This is a genomic window from Dryocola sharpae, assembly GCF_051307055.1.
Lineage (GTDB): Bacteria > Pseudomonadota > Gammaproteobacteria > Enterobacterales > Enterobacteriaceae > Dryocola.
In genome coordinates, this window is record NZ_CP149994.1 from 2,087,718 (window position 1) to 2,103,059 (window position 15,342).

At 55.6% G+C, this 15,342-nt stretch carries 17 protein-coding genes and 1 pseudogene; 7 read left to right on the forward strand and 11 right to left on the reverse strand.

Annotated features, from left to right (window positions below; translation table 11 throughout):
- The first annotated feature begins 152 nt into the window (after window positions 1-152).
- Window positions 153-1,349, forward strand: coding sequence for a sugar transporter (locus WLO31_RS10110; protein WP_435930320.1), 1,197 nt, complete (start codon window positions 153-155; stop codon window positions 1,347-1,349).
- A 3-nt stretch (window positions 1,350-1,352) separates the two neighbouring features.
- On the opposite strand, the gene WLO31_RS10115 is transcribed toward WLO31_RS10110, so the two are convergent.
- The 3 genes from WLO31_RS10115 to WLO31_RS10125 all read right to left on the reverse strand — a co-directional run bounded on the left by WLO31_RS10115 (window position 1,353) and on the right by WLO31_RS10125 (window position 2,649).
- Complete coding sequence (locus WLO31_RS10115) at window positions 1,353-1,631, reverse strand: RES family NAD+ phosphorylase (RefSeq protein ID WP_435930323.1); 279 nt, start codon at window positions 1,629-1,631, stop codon at window positions 1,353-1,355.
- A 100-nt stretch (window positions 1,632-1,731) separates the two neighbouring features.
- Window positions 1,732-1,971, reverse strand: a complete 240-nt coding sequence (locus WLO31_RS10120; protein WP_435930325.1) for a DUF2164 domain-containing protein — start codon at window positions 1,969-1,971, stop codon at window positions 1,732-1,734.
- 9 nt (window positions 1,972-1,980) lie between these two features.
- Entirely contained in the window at window positions 1,981-2,649 is a 669-nt protein-coding gene (locus WLO31_RS10125) for a MarC family NAAT transporter (RefSeq protein WP_435930327.1), read from the reverse strand.
- 221 nt (window positions 2,650-2,870) lie between these two features.
- On the opposite strand from WLO31_RS10125, the gene marR reads away from it, so the two are divergent.
- From marR to marB, 3 genes are read left to right on the forward strand one after another with little or no spacing between them, the layout of a single operon-like run.
- Complete coding sequence (gene marR, locus WLO31_RS10130; protein WP_435930581.1) at window positions 2,871-3,305, forward strand: multiple antibiotic resistance transcriptional regulator MarR; 435 nt, start codon at window positions 2,871-2,873, stop codon at window positions 3,303-3,305.
- Window positions 3,306-3,325: 20 nt separating this feature from the next.
- Entirely contained in the window at window positions 3,326-3,700 is a 375-nt protein-coding gene (marA, locus tag WLO31_RS10135) for an MDR efflux pump AcrAB transcriptional activator MarA (protein ID WP_435930329.1), read from the forward strand.
- A gap of 51 nt (window positions 3,701-3,751) precedes the next feature.
- The gene (gene marB, locus WLO31_RS10140) at window positions 3,752-3,958 is read left to right on the forward strand and encodes a multiple antibiotic resistance regulatory protein MarB (protein WP_435930331.1); all 207 of its coding nucleotides are present in this window, start codon (window positions 3,752-3,754) and stop codon (window positions 3,956-3,958) included.
- Between the two features lie 40 nt (window positions 3,959-3,998).
- On the opposite strand, the gene eamA is transcribed toward marB, so the two are convergent.
- A complete protein-coding gene (gene eamA, locus WLO31_RS10145; protein ID WP_435930333.1) occupies window positions 3,999-4,892 on the reverse strand; it encodes an O-acetylserine/cysteine exporter in 894 nt (297 codons plus the stop codon).
- A gap of 197 nt (window positions 4,893-5,089) precedes the next feature.
- Here eamA and WLO31_RS10150 point away from each other — a divergent pair, with 197 nt between their 5' ends.
- Window positions 5,090-6,274: an MFS transporter gene (locus WLO31_RS10150; RefSeq protein ID WP_435930334.1), complete on the forward strand. Its 1,185-nt coding sequence runs from the start codon at window positions 5,090-5,092 to the stop codon at window positions 6,272-6,274.
- 16 nt (window positions 6,275-6,290) lie between these two features.
- On the opposite strand, the gene WLO31_RS10155 is transcribed toward WLO31_RS10150, so the two are convergent.
- The gene (locus WLO31_RS10155) at window positions 6,291-7,157 is read right to left on the reverse strand and encodes a LysR substrate-binding domain-containing protein (RefSeq protein WP_435930335.1); all 867 of its coding nucleotides are present in this window, start codon (window positions 7,155-7,157) and stop codon (window positions 6,291-6,293) included.
- Window positions 7,158-7,313: 156 nt separating this feature from the next.
- On the opposite strand from WLO31_RS10155, the gene WLO31_RS10160 reads away from it, so the two are divergent.
- Window positions 7,314-8,693: an NAD-dependent succinate-semialdehyde dehydrogenase gene (locus WLO31_RS10160; protein ID WP_435930336.1), complete on the forward strand. Its 1,380-nt coding sequence runs from the start codon at window positions 7,314-7,316 to the stop codon at window positions 8,691-8,693.
- Between the two features lie 44 nt (window positions 8,694-8,737).
- On the opposite strand, the gene WLO31_RS10165 is transcribed toward WLO31_RS10160, so the two are convergent.
- The 6 genes and pseudogenes from WLO31_RS10165 to WLO31_RS10190 all read right to left on the reverse strand — a co-directional run bounded on the left by WLO31_RS10165 (window position 8,738) and on the right by WLO31_RS10190 (window position 13,792).
- Window positions 8,738-9,238, reverse strand: coding sequence for a GNAT family N-acetyltransferase (locus tag WLO31_RS10165; RefSeq protein WP_435930582.1), 501 nt, complete (start codon window positions 9,236-9,238; stop codon window positions 8,738-8,740).
- Window positions 9,221-9,919, reverse strand: a pseudogene (locus WLO31_RS10170) (GNAT family N-acetyltransferase); the annotation flags it as partial. The gene WLO31_RS10165 and the pseudogene WLO31_RS10170, both read right to left, overlap by 18 nt.
- A 138-nt stretch (window positions 9,920-10,057) precedes the next feature.
- Window positions 10,058-10,933 carry an NAD(P)-dependent oxidoreductase gene (locus tag WLO31_RS10175; protein ID WP_435930337.1) on the reverse strand — a complete coding sequence of 292 codons (876 nt, stop codon included), beginning with the start codon at window positions 10,931-10,933 and terminating at the stop codon, window positions 10,058-10,060.
- A 15-nt stretch (window positions 10,934-10,948) separates the two neighbouring features.
- The gene (locus tag WLO31_RS10180) at window positions 10,949-11,182 is read right to left on the reverse strand and encodes a DUF2526 family protein (RefSeq protein ID WP_435930339.1); all 234 of its coding nucleotides are present in this window, start codon (window positions 11,180-11,182) and stop codon (window positions 10,949-10,951) included.
- Between the two features lie 89 nt (window positions 11,183-11,271).
- Window positions 11,272-12,870, reverse strand: coding sequence for an ABC transporter substrate-binding protein (locus tag WLO31_RS10185; protein WP_435930341.1), 1,599 nt, complete (start codon window positions 12,868-12,870; stop codon window positions 11,272-11,274).
- A 208-nt stretch (window positions 12,871-13,078) separates the two neighbouring features.
- A complete protein-coding gene (locus tag WLO31_RS10190; protein ID WP_435930342.1) occupies window positions 13,079-13,792 on the reverse strand; it encodes a glutamine amidotransferase in 714 nt (237 codons plus the stop codon).
- 194 nt (window positions 13,793-13,986) lie between these two features.
- Between WLO31_RS10190 and WLO31_RS10195 the strand changes: the two genes are divergently transcribed.
- Complete coding sequence (locus tag WLO31_RS10195; RefSeq protein ID WP_435930344.1) at window positions 13,987-15,342, forward strand: SrfA family protein; 1,356 nt, start codon at window positions 13,987-13,989, stop codon at window positions 15,340-15,342.

A 15,342-nucleotide genomic window follows, 5' to 3' on the forward strand; every position in this document is an offset into this window, starting at 1 on the left:
CATGAGAAACCGGGCGTTCGCATTCATTTTTTTATGCGCTCACAGCAGAACAAAAAAATGAGATCTAAATCACAAAATTAGTTGTATGCCCCGATTGATGGTTTTATGATCGCCTTCTCTTCCTCCCTTAATCACCAACGCGAAACTATTTTATGACACTAAGCACGGTCTCACGGCGTACAGCGTGGCTGCGGGTCGTTACTCTTGCCGTCGCGGCATTTATCTTTAACACCACCGAATTTGTGCCTGTCGGGCTGCTGTCGGATATTGCGGGCAGTTTCGGTATGGAGACGGCGCAGGTTGGCATCATGCTTACCATCTACGCCTGGGTTGTGGCGTTAATGTCGCTGCCGTTTATGCTGCTGACAAGCCAGGTGGAGCGCCGCAGGTTGTTGATCGGCATCTTCGCGTTATTTATCGCCAGCCACGTGCTCTCCTTCCTTGCCTGGAACTTTACCGTGCTGGTCATCAGCCGCATCGGCATCGCCTTTGCCCACGCTATTTTCTGGTCGATCACGGCATCGCTGGCCATTCGCATGGCCCCGGCGGGCAAAAAGGCGCAGGCGCTGAGCCTGCTTGCAACCGGTACCGCGCTGGCGATGGTATTAGGATTACCGCTGGGCCGCATCATCGGACAATATTTTGGCTGGCGTAGCACCTTCTTTGCGATCGGCGTGGTGGCGGCCATTACGCTGTTCTGCCTGATGAAACTGTTGCCGAAGCTGCCAAGCGAGCATTCCGGTTCCCTTGGCAGCGTGCCGGAACTGTTTCGTCGCCCGGCGCTGGTGAGCATCTATGTGCTGACGGCGGTCGTGGTAACAGCCCACTACACCGCGTACAGCTACATCGAACCCTTTGTGCAAAACGTTGCCGGGCTGAGCGCCAACTTTGCGACGCTTCTGCTCCTGGTGCTGGGCGGTACCGGCATCCTCGGCAGCATTCTGTTCGGCAAGCTGGGCAACAAATATGCTTCGCCGCTGATTAGCGGAGCGATAGCGCTGCTGGTGCTCTGCCTTGCGCTGCTGCTGCCCGCCTCCGCCAGCAACGTTAACCTGACCGTGCTGAGCATGTTCTGGGGTATCGCCATGATGGTGATTGGGCTTGGCATGCAGGTGAAAGTGCTGGCGCTGGCGCCGGATGCCACAGACGTGGCCATGTCGCTCTTTTCAGGGATTTTCAATATCGGCATCGGTGCCGGCGCGTTGCTGGGAAACCAGGTCAGCCTGCATTTTTCCATGTCCAGCATCGGCCTGGTCGGCGCGATTCCGGCGCTGGCAGCGTTAGTCTGGTCGGTGTTGATATTCCGCCGCTGGCCGGTGGCGCTGGAAGAGCAGCCTCATCACGGTTAAAGATTATCCGGGCGGTGGGTTGCCGCTGCCCGGCTTACTTAGACGGGATTTGATAACCGAGTGAACCAGCCCCTCCGCGCGGCGAAGATCAAAGGGCGCACCGTCGGAATGCAGCGGCAAATCATGGAACAGCGTCTCCATAATGGCGACCGCGGTATTCTCGCCTCCGTAAAGGGTGGCAACACCATTACTCATTGGGCTAAAACGTGCGTTCCTCAGGCCGGTAGCCTTCATCCAGCAAATATCGTGGATAGTAGTCTTTGCCATTAATCTGGACGACAAAAATCGATCCGGACGTTTTCCAGCGGTTCGGCCCCGCGCTGGGGTTGGTATTTTTGATATCCATCTACGCATCGAGGCGTTGACATCAACCGATCCCGGCTCAGACTTCCTTTTCCAGATCCAGCAGCTCTTCGAGCGTCAGCACGTTGTTGTGAATAACGTCGATCGCTTTGTTCAGCCCCTGGTTATAGAAAAGCGGCGCGATTTTTTTAACCAGCTCGTCAAGAAAAAACTCAGCCTCAAACTGCCCCAGCTGCAGGTCGTGCTTGTCTTCCATATAGTCGACGATATGCGCCACAAGGTTCTGGTAGTCATCGTTGGGTAGCTTTAAGTTTTTCATCTCATTCCCTTAGTTTGGCCAGGTGGTAATGATTTCCACTACGCCATTAATAATAAACTGCACTCCCATACACACCAGCAGGAACCCCATCAGGCGCGAAATAGCTTCAATGCCGCTTTTCCCCACGAGGCGCATAATGGCCCCGGAGCTGCGCAGGCTGCCCCATAAAATCACGCTGACCAGCCCAAAAATCAGCGGCGGCGCAACCAGCGTAACCCAGGCAGGAAAATCCACGCCGTGTTTGAGCGTGGAGGCGGAGCTGACGATCATCGCAATCGTTCCGGGACCTGCGGTACTCGGCATCGCCAGGGGAACGAACGCAATGTTCGCCTCCGGCTCTTCGCTTAGCTCTTCCGATTTGGTTTTCGACTCGGGAGACACATGCGCTTTTTGCTGCGGGAACAGCATACGGAAGCCGATCAAGCCGACAATCAAGCCTCCGGCGATACGCAGCCCGGGTATCGAAATCCCGAAGGTGTTCATCACTATCTGCCCTGCATAGTAGGCCACCATCATAATGACGAATACATTGATGGAGGCCATCAGCGCCGTGCGGTTGCGGGTCTTGCTGTTCATGTTACCGGCAAGGCCGAGGAACAGCGCAACCGTGGTCAACGGGTTTGCCAGCGGCAGTAATACCACCAGCCCAAGCCCGATGGCTTTTAGTAAATCCATCATCTTTTTGTTCCTGGCTCCACAGTCGATAAGACAGCTAAGTATACGCATCAAAAACATTAACTTCTCTTAAACGGTTTGTTTCGACACCGGTTCTTAGCTGGCAACTGAACCGTTTTAGCTATTTGTGGCATCTTTTGCCCGCCGCCGAATCATCACGTTGACTTATACTTGCCCGGGAAATAATATCTCGCGTGATTAATCTACTTGCCTGGGCAACCATAGTGAAAAGCACAAGCGATCTGTTTAACGAAATGATCCCGTTAGGGCGGCTGATTCACATGGTTAACCAACATAAGGACCGGCTGCTCAACACTTATCTTTCACCGCTGGACATCACGTCGACGCAATTTAAGGTGCTCTGCTCCATCTATTGTGAAGTATGTATTACGCCGGTGGAGTTGAAAAAAGTGTTGTCGGTGGACCTCGGCGCGCTTACCCGCATGCTCGATCGTTTGCTTTGCAAAGGGTGGATCGAGCGCTTGCCGAACCCTAATGACAGACGAGGCGTTCTGGTCAGGCTTACGCCTGAGGGGAAACGGTTGTGCGAAGCGTGCCATAGCCTTGTGGGGCAAGATCTGCACCAAGAACTGACAAAAAACCTGACGGCAGATGAAGTCGATGCGCTTTATCACCTGCTAACAAAGGTATTGCCGTAAACCTGCAAAGAGGTGAGACGATGTCCAGACGCAATAACGATGCGATAACAGTACACAGCATTTTGGACTGGATAGAAGAGAACCTGGAAACTCCGCTCTCGCTTGAGAAGGTTTCCCAGCGTTCTGGCTACTCAAAGTGGCACCTGCAACGGATGTTTAAAAAAGAGACCGGTCACTCATTAGGCCAGTACATCCGCAATCGCAAACTGACCGAGATTGCTCTGAAGCTTAAAGAGAGCAACGAGCCGATTCTCTATTTAGCGGAGCGTTATGGGTTTGAGTCGCAGCAGACGCTTACCCGCACGTTCAAAAACTACTTCTCCGTGCCGCCGCATAAATATCGCGTTACGCATCTGACCGGCGACGGGAAGTATCTGCATCCGCTTAATCATTAGGCCATAACCGCTATATCACCGTCCGTACAAACGGGCGTAAACGAGGAATTCATGAAACGCTTTGTCTCCGCAGCTGCCGTGCTTCTGGCTCTGGCATCGGGCAACCTCTGGGCGGAACAGCCGGGCAACTTTAACGTCACCCAGGCCAACCACGGCGGGATGATGATCCCCCCTTCTGACAACCAGAGCGGCGCCAGCCACAGCATGAGTGATAAGTCAGAAAAGCTGGGCGCGCCCTATTACCACGGTAAAGAGTAGTCATCAGTGTCGGGTAGCGCTAAGGCGTACCCGACAGGCATTAACTGACCACCGCCTTACGCACCCGCAGACCGAATACATTGATGTACAACCCGGCCATGATCAGCGCCGCACCCACCAGTTGAGTGGCGCTTAACCTTTCGTCGAGCAGCAACGCGGCGCTGGCCATTCCGACTACCGGTACGAGTAACGAAAGCGGCGCCACGCGCCAGGTTTCATAGCGTCCAAGCAAACTGCCCCAGATGCCGTAACCGATAATAGTGGCGACAAACGCCAGGTAAACCAGCGACAAAATAGTGGTGAGATCGATAGCCACCAGGCTTTGCAGCATTAACGCCGGGCCGTCCATCAGCAGGCTTGCAATAAAGAACGGGATCACCGGAATCAGCGCGCTCCACACCACCAGCGACATAATCGGCGGCCGGGCCTCAAGCTGCATGATTTTTTTATTAAAGATATTGCCACACGCCCAGCTAAACGCCGCGGCGAGCGTCAGCATAAAGCCCAGCAACGCCACCTGCTCTCCGCCAAGACTGCCCTCTATCAGGATTAACACGCCAATCACGGCCAGCGCGATCCCCGCGATTTGCTTCGTCTGCAACCTTTCCTGGAAAACAAAAACGCCGAGAACAATCGTGAAAAACGCCTGCGCCTGTAATACCAGAGAGGCAAGGCCGGCGGGCATGCCAAATTTAATGGCGCTGAATAAAAAGGCGAACTGCCCGAAACTGATCGTCAGGGCATAGGCCGCTAACAGGCGAAACGGGATTTTCGGGCGGGCGACAAATAACAGCGCGGGGAAGGCTACCAGTAAAAAGCGCAGCCCTGCCAGCAGCAGGGGCGGCATATTATGCAGCCCCATTTTAATCACCACAAAATTAAGCCCCCATACCACGACCACCAGCATTGCCAGCAGCCCGTCTTTACGTGTCATATCCGTCCCTGTCATATTTTATAAATTTGTTAAAATTTAAGCCTAAAACAAACACATTCATAGATACAGATCGCAGAAAAGTGCAGCCATACAGATGGGCTTTCCCGTGCTCTTGCCATCAGCATGGACTGTACTTCGCTGTTTCTTCATGATAAATGTGCCTGCTCTCTTCCGCGCTTTCTATTGACACTGATAAAATGGCCACCCTCGCGAAGTTGTTTTCCGGCAAGCACTTATCAACAAGTATTTTACTTATCGCCTCTTTGCTGCTGACCGTCGGTCGCGGCCTGACCCTGCCGTTTATGACTATCTATCTTGCGCGTCAGTACAGCATGCCGCTAAAAGAGATCGGCCTGGCTTTAACCATCGCGCTCACGGCGGGGGTCATTTTTAGCCTGTGGTTTGGCATCCTGGCGGACAGGTTTGATAAGAAAAAATATATGCTGCTGGCCATCGCCATTTTTCTTGCCGGCTTTATTGCCATACCGCTGGTTAATAATTCCGTACTGGTCGTAATTTTTTACTCGCTTATTAACTGCGCGTACTCAGTATTTTCTACGGTGCTGAAAGGTTATTTTTCCGACACGCTGGAGCTGCATCAAAAACCAAAAATATTTTCCCTTAACTACACCTTTTCAAATATTGGCTGGACCGTCGGGCCGCCGATTGGCACGCTCGCGGTGCTCTACAGCACTCAATTACCCTTCTGGCTGTCCGGCCTGACGGCGGTTCTCCCGTTTATCCTCATTGGCCGTTATGTGCGCAGCGCGCCGGTAAATACTCACGGGCAAACTGAAAGCGCCGTGCTTTCTCCTCGCAGCATGCTTAAAGACAAGGCGCTAAAGTATTTCACGCTTTCGGCGTTTCTCGGCTCGCTGGTTTACGGCTCATTTGCAGCCTGCCTGTCGCAGTATGCCATCGCTATTTCCGACTCCGGGCTTGCTGAAAAAGTGGTTGGCGTGGTTCTGCCGGTGAACGCCTTCGTGGTGGTGGTGTTTCAGTATCTGGTTGGCAAACGGATCCGCCCGGACAATATCAAAAAACTGATGTTCTGCGGCACGCTGTTTTTTATGGCCGGGCTGGCGGGATTTATGCTTTCTGGAAGCAATCTGCTGCTGTGGGGCCTTTCCGCCGCGGTGTTTACGGTGGGCGAGCTGATTTACGCGCCGGGCGAGTACATGCTGGTCGACAACATCGCCCCGCCGGGCCTGAAAGCGAGCTACTTCTCAGCGCAGCAGCTCGGCTGGCTGGGTGGCGCCTGCAACCCGCTGTTAACCGGTTTGCTGCTCACCTGGTTTGCGCCATCGATGCTGTTTGTTGTGCTGATGGTCGCCATTGCGCTGGCTTATAAAGGCATGGCGGCGAAGCCGCACGGCGTGTGACGAGCGCTCAATGTTTTTAAGCATGGCTGGTAAGATATCTCTCCAGCCTCATAATCGTCGACCTTTTCGGACTATCCTCGTCCGAGACCAGGTAATAGGTCAGCTCGCCGCAATCCCACTGGTGATTTTCCATCGCGATGAGCGTACCGGAATTAAGTTCTTCTTCGACCAGCACGCGCTGCGCCAGGGCGATGCCTTGCCCTTCCAGCGCCGCCTGGTAGGCCAGCGCCGAGCTCTCCATTTCCCGGTGTCGCACAGGCGTTTTCATATCAACGCCAAAGGCGTTACTCCACAGCGACCAGTCATCCGGCCGTCCGCGTACCATCAGCAGCGTATGCTTTGCGAGATCGCTAAGATCTAATGTTCGGCGCTCTTCTGGCGGCCGGCACACAGGAACCAGAATATTTTTCACCAGCGCCACGGCGTGGGTGCGCGGCCAGTCTCCCCGCCCCAGGCGAATGGCGGCATCGTAGTTTATCTCGTCGTCCCATTCCGAAGCCGTAGTCAGCCGTACGTCGATATCGGCGTTCGCCAGCTGGAATTTAGCCAGCCTGGGGATAAGCCAGCGGGTGGCAAACGTAGTGAACGAGTGCAGACGGATGACTGCGCGTCCAGCGCTGCGATCCAGTATCTGTCCGGCGGCCCGCAGGCCGTCAAAATGCACGCTGATTTGCTGGAAATAGGCATTGCCGGGCAACGTCAGGAGCAGTCCTCGCCCCTGGCGGCGAAAAAGCGCCGTACCGAAATGCTCTTCCAGCAGGCGAATTTGTCGGCTTACCGCTCCCGGAGTTACCGATAATTTCTCTGCGGCGGCGCGTACGCTACCGCTTCTGGCAACGGTTTCAAAAGCTAACAGGGCGTTTAACGATGGGAGTTCGCGCATGGCTAATAATCATTTAGTTTTTCTCAACGGTTCAGCAATTTTAATCGATTGTGGAGAGAAAGCTAACGCCGCATCATCAACGGGTCAAAAGACTACGGATAAAAGGTTACGTACCCCGTCTTCCGTTCAGCATTACTTTTTGAGGAAGCAAGCCCAATGATTAAAGTAATTAACCCAGCAGACGGCACTGTGGTCGGGCAGGCCTCTTATATGGCCGCCGAAGAAGTGACCTCCGCCATTGACCGCACCTGTCATGCATTTCCGGCCTGGGCGTCCAGGACCGCAAAGGAGCGCGGAGATCTGCTGCGCAGATGGTACGATTTGGTTCGCGCGGATAAGCACGTTTTTGCCGAGCTGATGGTAAAAGAAAACGGCAAATGCCTGAGCGAAGCCATGGGGGAAATTGAATACGGCCTGGGATTCATCGAATGGTACGCCGAGGAGGCCAGACGCTTAAACGGTGAAATTATCCCTTCTCACGACCCGCACGCTTCGGTGCTGATCGTGAAAGAACCGGTCGGCCCGACGGCCGCCATCACGCCGTGGAACTTTCCGTTCATGATGATCGCCCGCAAAATCGCCACCGCCCTTGCTGCGGGCTGCACCATGATTATCAAGCCCGCGGAAGAGACGCCGCTAACCGCCTACAAACTGCTGGAATACGCCCGACAGGCGGGTATCCCGCAGGGCGTGTTTGAGATGGTTACCGGGGATGCTAAAGCCATTGGCGAAGCCTTCACGCAGGATCCTCGCATCCACAAAATCTCCTTTACCGGCTCTACCCGGGTGGGCAAGCTGCTGGCGAAGAGCTGTGGCGAAACGCTAAAAAAAATGACCATGGAGCTGGGCGGCAACGCGCCGTTTATCGTCTTCGACGACAGCCCTGTGGAAGAGACGATAAACGGGCTGATCGGGGCTAAGCTGCGTAACTCAGGCCAGGTATGTATCTCCCCGAACCGTATTTTCATTCAGGACGGCATTTACGAGCAGTTTGTCGAACGCTTAGCCGCCGTGGTTGCCGGGATACCTGTGGATCAGGGGATGCAAAAGGAGTTTGTCGTCGGTCCGCTCATCAATCAGATGGCGTTGGATAAAGTCTCCTCTCTGGTAAACGACGCCGTGCAAAAAGGAGCAACGATAAAACTCGGCGGGAAAACGCATGCAAAAGGAGGCCTGTTCTACGAACCGACTATTCTGTGCGATCTGGATAAGACATTTGCCGTGCATAACACTGAGATCTTCGGGCCTGTGTTTGCGATTTATCGTTTCAGCGAAGAAGAAGAAGCGATCCGCTGTGCGAATGATACCGAATATGGCCTTGTGGCTTACGCCTGGACCCGGGATCTTGGCCGCGCTTTTCGTCTCTCGAAACGGCTGGAGGCCGGCATGGTGATAATAAACTCCGGCTCTGTTGGCGCCGCATCCGTTCCTTTCGGAGGCATCAAGCATTCAGGCTACGGGCGCGAAGGCGGCCATTACGGCATCGAAGAATACGTGCATGTAAAATACATTCTGATGGCGGGACAAAACCGCTAAGCCCGCAAGGGAGAGCGCCGACCGGCAGCTCTCCCGCCCTGCAATCATGCCCTATTTTTACGATACTGAATAAACCCAGGCTTATCCGCGAGCTTGTCATAAAGCCTTTGCGCGGTAGCGTTCGTTTCATGGGTATGCCAGTAAACCCTGGAAGCGCCCTTCGCTGCCGCATGCTGGTAAACACCTTCAATCAGCGCCCGGCCGACGCCTTTACCTCTTGCCTCTGGCGTGGTGAACAGATCTTCCAGATAGCAGCGATCGCCTGACGACCAGGTGCCGCGGTGATAAACCATATGCACAATGCCGAGTAATTTTTGCTGCTCGTCGAATGCGCCCAGCGCGTACATCGGTTCGTCGTCCGACAGCATGCGCCGCCATGTTAGCTTGCTGATCGCATCACTTATTTGAGAATCGTAAAACGTCAGATAGCCCTGCCATAGCGTAAACCATGCGGAATAGTCGCTCTCAACAAGCGGGCGAACGTCGAGCGTAATTTTTTCGCGACCTTTGCTGTTGGCAGCCAGTTTTTTACGCAGGCTGGACAGGCTTTGAAGCTGTATTCCCTGCGGCAGATTTTCTTCGCACAGCCAGGCGTCGAAAGCGGCTTTTAGCAACGGCCATTCGCTGTCGATGACGGAAAACCAGGCGGTATCGCGGCTGCGGCCTTTATAAACCACGGCCTGGCGGAAAACGCCCTCAAAGCGGAACCCAAGCCGCAAAGCCGCGCGGCGGGAGGGCCCGTTCAGGCTGTCGCATTTCCACTCGTAGCGGCGATAGCCCAGCGCGTCAAAAGCATATTTCATCAGCAAATAGTGCGCTTCCGTAGCCTGCGCCGTGCGTTTTAGCTCGGGAGAAAAGCTCACAAAACCCACCTCCATCACGCCGTTCGCCGGGTCGATGCGCATCAGCGAAAGCGTGCCCATTGCACGATCCGTTTTCTGGTCGATTACCGCGTAATGCAAAGGGTCCGCGCTCGCGGCGGCGTTCGACACAAATTCGGCAAACTGTTGTTCGTCGGCAAAAGGCCCTACGCTCATGTAGGTCCAGTCGCGCCCGTCCGCCGCTTTGCTCCACGCATGCCATAGCGATGCAGTATGAGATTCGCTCAACGGTTCGAGGCGACAATAGCGGCCCGCATGCGCCACGCGCTGAGGGCGAGGACGGGGTTGCCAGTCCGGTAATGCCTCGCCAACAGGCTGCAGGTATTCGTTAGTTAAGCCCGTCAAAACCGGCCTCCGGGAAAGATGATGAGTTGAAGGACCGACTATAAGCCGCAGCCGACAGGGCAAAAAGAACCAGAATGTCGCTATATTGATGTACCACTTATATCGCCACCATTCCCCGCCATTGCTGACGGAGTTTATTCATGCCTTGCCGCTGCGGCGTGCGGAAACCGTGGCCAGCGCTGCCCAGTCGAGATTTTCATCGCCGTGCGCCAGCGCATCGAGATAATTATCGCGTAATACGCCCGCTATCCCCATCGGCACATGTTTGCTTTCCGCCGCCTGCTGGACCAGACGCACGTCTTTGAGCCCCAGCTTCATGGTGAAGCCGGCCGGGGTGTAACGATTCTCCGCAATCATCGCGCCGTAGTTTTTATAGGCAGGCGCCGCAAACAGCGTGCTGGTCAGCATGCCGAGGAAATCAGCGGGCGCTACGTCATAGGCTCCGACCAACGCCGCGGATTCGCCCATCGCTTCAATGGCGCTTGCCAGCATGAAGTTTGCCGCAAGCTTAACGGCTGCGGCCTGCTCTGGCCTGTCGCCGAAGCGCCAGGTTTTGCTGCCCAGCACGTCGAAAATCGGCTGTACTTTATCAAGCAGCGCGCCTTCTCCTGCGGTGAGGATATTCAGGTTTCCGGCTGCGGCAACATCAACGCGTCCCAGAACCGGCGCCGCGACATAGCGGCAGCCGCGAGCGCTGGTTTTGGCTGCCATCTCTTCGGTAAAAGCCACCGAAACCGTCGCCATATTGATCCAGACAGCGCCCTGCGGCAGCGCGGCGAGCGCGCCCTGGCCGATAACCACGTCGCGGCTGATATCATCATCGGCAAGCATGGAGATCAGCACTTCACAATCGGTAAAGTCTGCCGGGGATGCGCAAACGCGCGCGCCCTGCGCTTTCAGCGCTTCGGCAGGCGCTGCGGAACGGTTCCACACCGCGATTTCATAACCTGCTTTAAGCAGGTTTTCGGCCATTGGCTGACCCATGCCGCCCAGCCCGATAAATCCAGTACGCATAACAACTCCCGCTTATTACAGAATGGTGCCGCCTCTGGTTAAGGCCTGGCGGCGTTCTTCCGCCTCTTCTCTTTGATGATGGCCTTTGTGCGCAATAGCGGTGCGCAGACGCTGCTGCTGGGTATAGCGATCTTCGCGGCTCAGCTGCGCGTCGTCGCTTAGCTCAATCAGCAGTTCGTTCATATGTTGAATAACGTTTTCGCTGATGGTTGCGTCCACGCGGGCGATGACCTCGTCCAGGTGTGCCATGTGTTTCTCCTTTTCTGGCGGATAACGTTTCACTTATCCACCCTGCGACAGGATCTACAGGGTGGATAAACGCCGGCCGTTCACCGGTTTTAGTTCAGCTTAGCCTTTGAGAAATCGCTGCCGCTGAGGCTGACGCTGTACCCCGTCACGTTGCTGCGCGTGGCGAAGAAGGTTTTGCCGTTGGCAAGCGGGATCCACGGAGCCTGCTGGTAGAAGATCTCCTGCGCCTGTTCATACAGCTTCGCGCGGGCAGCCGGATCGCTGGTTAGTTTCGCTTTCTGCGTCAGCGCGTCATACGATTTATCGCACCAGCGGGCGGCGTTAGAACCGCTTTCGATGCTGCCGCAGCCCAGCAGAGTATCCGCGAAGTTATCCGGATCGCCGTTGTCGGACATCCAGCCAAACAGCGCCGAGGAGTGCTCGCCTTTACGCATTCCGGAGAGATACTCGCCCCATTCGAAGGTGACGATTTTGGCCTTCACGCCCACTTTCGCCCAGTCCGCCTGGATCATTTCGGCAATGCGTCGCGAGTTCGGGTTATACGGACGCTGTACCGGCATGGACCACAGATCGGTATCGAAGCCTTTTTCCAGGCCCGCCTGCTTCAGCAGCGCTTTGGCTTTTTCAGGATCGTAAGCGTAATCCTTCAGGTTTTTGTTATAGCCCATCATGGCAGGCGGAATCGGCGAATTCGCCACCGTTCCGGTGCCCATAAAGACGGCGTTGATGATGGATTTTTTGTCCACCGCGTAGTTCAGCGCCTGGCGCACCAGCACGTTATCAAAGGGCTTTTTGGTGGTGTTAAACGCCAGATAGCCGACGCTCAGGCCCGCAACGGTATGCAGCGCGAGGTCTTTATTAGCCTTAATAGCGTCAAACTGTACCGGGCTTGGCGCAGGGATAATCTGGCACTCGTTCTTTTGCAGTTTTGCCAGACGCGTCTGCACGTTCGGCGTGATCGAGAAGATCAGGTGTTTGGTCGGCACTTCGCCGTTCCAGTAGTTCGGGTTCGCCACGTAGCGGATCAGCGAGTCCACCTTGTACTCCTGCAGCGCATAAGGGCCGGTGCCGATTGGCTGGGTATCCACCAGCTCAGGCGTGCCCTTTTTCAGCATCGCATCCGCGTATTCTGCAGAGAGAATCGAAGCGAAGTCCATGCCCCAGTCGGCAAGGAACGCGGCATTCGGCTCGCTCAGGGTGAACTGAACGTGGTAATCGTCGATTTTTTTCACGTCGGTTATCAGCTTGTCGAAGCCGACGTCGTTAAAGTACTCGTAATTAGCCTGGGAAACCTTGTGATACGGGTGATTAGCGTCTTTCTGGCGCATCACGGAGAAAATCACGTCGTCGGCGTTAAAATCACGCGTCGGCTTAAAGTATTTGTTGCTGTTGAATTTTACGCCTTTGCGCAGGGTAAAGGTGTAGGTTTTACCGTCCGGGCTGATTTTCCACTCGGTAGCCAGCGACGGCACCGGCAGGTTGTCGCTATGGCGAAAATCCACCAGGCGGTTGTACAAAGTCTGCGAGCTGGCAACAAAGGTTGGGCCAGAGCTGGCGATTTGCGGGTTGAAGGATTCCGGAGAGGCTTCGGAGCAGTAGACTAGCGTATTACTGGCGGCCGCCGTCGCCGCGCCTGCGGGTAGCAGGGCGCTAAGCAGCAGCCCGAGGAGTGTTTTCCCTGTGGACATAGTTTTGCCTTTTATTTGCTTGCCGAATGGTTGGCGTACTTATTATTTTGCACCTTAATAACAGCATACCAGCCCGCCTGCGGCAAATAACAAACGGCTATCATGTTATTCATTTTTAGCTAAATTTGCTTAAACAATCGGCGGTCGCCGCATAAAGCGCTATCCTGGCGCTTCCGCGGCTCGTTAGCTGCTGTGCGCCCCCGCTGCATCAGGTACTCGCTACAAACCTCTGCAAAATTGAACGTGAAACAGGCGTCTGGCTTACGTTTGCCAGCAGCGCGTCGCGATCTTTCCCCTTCATCGCGATCCTTTCGCTGCGGCTGGTGATGATTTTATTCATCACCAGCGCGGTGAATTCCGGGTGGAACTGCACCGACAGCGCCGTTGGGGAATAACGGATGATTTGATGCGGATCGTGGCTGGAGGCGCCAAGCACAACGGCGCCTGGCGGCGGCGTAATCACGCTTTGCTCGTGGCTTAGGAAGCAATCGAACGTGTGCGGCAGGTCGTGCAATAGCGGATCGTGCTGCGCCCCGGCATTAAGCGTAACGGCAATCTGCCCCACTTCGCTTCCCTGCGGATGATAATCCACCACGCCGCCCAGCGCCCAGGCCATAAGCTGATGCCCGTAACACACGCCGAGTACGGGCACGCCGGCAAGCACGATTTCCCGCGTCCACTCAGCGGTGCGCTCACTCCACTCCGCACGGTCCGTTACCATTGCCCAGGAGCCGGTGATCACCGCCGCGCGAAATGTGCCGACCGCCGGCAACGCTTCTCCTGCAAACGGGCATACGACCTGTACAGGCCCCGCCTCGCCAAGCGCTGCAAAAAACCACTGTGGCTGCTCGCCCACCGCAGCACGAATATCCTCCGGCGGGTGGCCCATCTGCACCAGTAATAACGGGAGTTGTTCCGGCATATTTTCGCATCCTTTTGCTCGAATAGAGATTTATGAGTAGCACAAAACTCGCTGCCTCCCCAGTGACTTAACCGCAATCCCTCAATAATTAGAAATTTTTGTCGTCTCTTCTGCCGTTTGCTTACTGCAGGAGTCGGTAGAATGTAACGCGTGAAGATGGCTCGAAATGAGTCATTAACGGCAGGATGACAGACGTGGCAAAAACATTACTGCGCAGCGGATGCCTGGATGATTTCCTGGCGCTGGGCGAAAACGGACAGGCAGTGTTCGACTCTGCTTTACAGATACGCGAAACCTTACGCCTGCGAAAGCAGCATGCGGTGGCGGATAGCCTCGCCATTCCGCAGCCTGATGACGAAGGCGACCGGGTGGACTGGTATGCGCCGTTTGAAGGCAGCGTGCTGAGCTGGGCCGCCGCAAGCAGCGAGCAGCGTAAAAAGGCGCTGCGCTATCTGGATAATTGCCAGGCAAACGTCGCGACGCTTGTCCAGCGCTGTCAGCAGGCGGAAAAAAACGCCATTCAGCTTTTCGGCTCGCTGCTGGCAAATGCCCTGCAATTTCCCGGCAGCCAGCATGTTTATCTGGTGGATGGCAAACCTGTCATTACCTTCTGGGGTTTTGTAAACCTTAACCAGAGCGCGCGCGAAGACGTGCTGGATTGCCTGCGCGTGGTCGAAGCGCCGGAACCGACGATAGCCTTCATTCCGGAACCGCAGCAGCCAGAAACTGAGCCTGTCGTGACGCAACAGCCTGTTGCGCTAAAAGAAATGGCCCTTAGCGAGCCTGAAGAGCCGCTTGTTTATACCCCTCAGCCTCGGGTCGCTACCCCTCAACCAGAACCGATAATCGCAGAAGCTGCTCCTGCGCCACAGCCGATCGCCGTCAAGAGGTCAAAATCGCGCCTCTGGCTCCTGCCCGTCGCCGCCGCTGCGCTGGCGCTTATCGCCACGCCTGTGGCTTACAAATTTTTACCGGCCCCCGCTCAGCCGCCTGTAGCCGTGGCGAAAGCGGCGCCTGAGCCGCAGCCGATTAAGCCTGCCGTTATCCAGACCGTGGACGCCGCCCCTGCTGCAGCCGTTGAAAAAACAACGCTGCCGTTAACCGAGGCCGCAGTGGTCACGCCACCTGCTCCTGAAAAAGCGCCGGTAGCGCCAGCAGACGTGGCGAAAAGCGCGCTCGTTCTCCCGGCCGACGCGTTAAAAATTGGCTCGACAAAATTCCTCAACGGCACGTGGCGCGTGCTGATTGATGTAGACGATCCGATTACCGGCAAACCGCCGAGCCTGCGCTATCAGATTGCCAATAATAAAGGCACCGCGCGCCTGATCCACGGCGACAATATCGCCTGTAAGGTCGAGGTCTTCTCCGGCCTGCAGTCGTCCGGCACGTTAATGATCAAAACGCGCGGCAGCGCTCGTTGCAGCGATGGTTCACGCTATCCGATGCCGGAAATTTCCTGCAAGTCGGGCGATAACGGCGTGGCCGAGTGCAGCGGACGCTACGACGGCGATACGGTAGTGCCGATGACGTTTAAAAAAGTGAGTGATTAA

Coding starts and splice junctions, on each gene's coding strand:
- WLO31_RS10110 (WP_435930320.1), top strand. CDS start 153: ATGACACTAAGCACGGTCTCACGGCGTACAGCGTGGCTGCGGGTCGTT.
- WLO31_RS10120 (WP_435930325.1), bottom strand. CDS start 1,971: ATGAAAAACTTAAAGCTACCCAACGATGACTACCAGAACCTTGTGGCG.
- WLO31_RS10125 (WP_435930327.1), bottom strand. CDS start 2,649: ATGATGGATTTACTAAAAGCCATCGGGCTTGGGCTGGTGGTATTACTG.
- marA (WP_435930329.1), top strand. CDS start 3,326: ATGTCCAGACGCAATAACGATGCGATAACAGTACACAGCATTTTGGAC.
- marB (WP_435930331.1), top strand. CDS start 3,752: ATGAAACGCTTTGTCTCCGCAGCTGCCGTGCTTCTGGCTCTGGCATCG.
- eamA (WP_435930333.1), bottom strand. CDS start 4,892: ATGACACGTAAAGACGGGCTGCTGGCAATGCTGGTGGTCGTGGTATGG.
- WLO31_RS10150 (WP_435930334.1), top strand. CDS start 5,090: ATGGCCACCCTCGCGAAGTTGTTTTCCGGCAAGCACTTATCAACAAGT.
- WLO31_RS10155 (WP_435930335.1), bottom strand. CDS start 7,157: ATGCGCGAACTCCCATCGTTAAACGCCCTGTTAGCTTTTGAAACCGTT.
- WLO31_RS10160 (WP_435930336.1), top strand. CDS start 7,314: ATGATTAAAGTAATTAACCCAGCAGACGGCACTGTGGTCGGGCAGGCC.
- WLO31_RS10175 (WP_435930337.1), bottom strand. CDS start 10,933: ATGCGTACTGGATTTATCGGGCTGGGCGGCATGGGTCAGCCAATGGCC.
- WLO31_RS10180 (WP_435930339.1), bottom strand. CDS start 11,182: ATGGCACACCTGGACGAGGTCATCGCCCGCGTGGACGCAACCATCAGC.
- WLO31_RS10185 (WP_435930341.1), bottom strand. CDS start 12,870: ATGTCCACAGGGAAAACACTCCTCGGGCTGCTGCTTAGCGCCCTGCTA.
- WLO31_RS10190 (WP_435930342.1), bottom strand. CDS start 13,792: ATGCCGGAACAACTCCCGTTATTACTGGTGCAGATGGGCCACCCGCCG.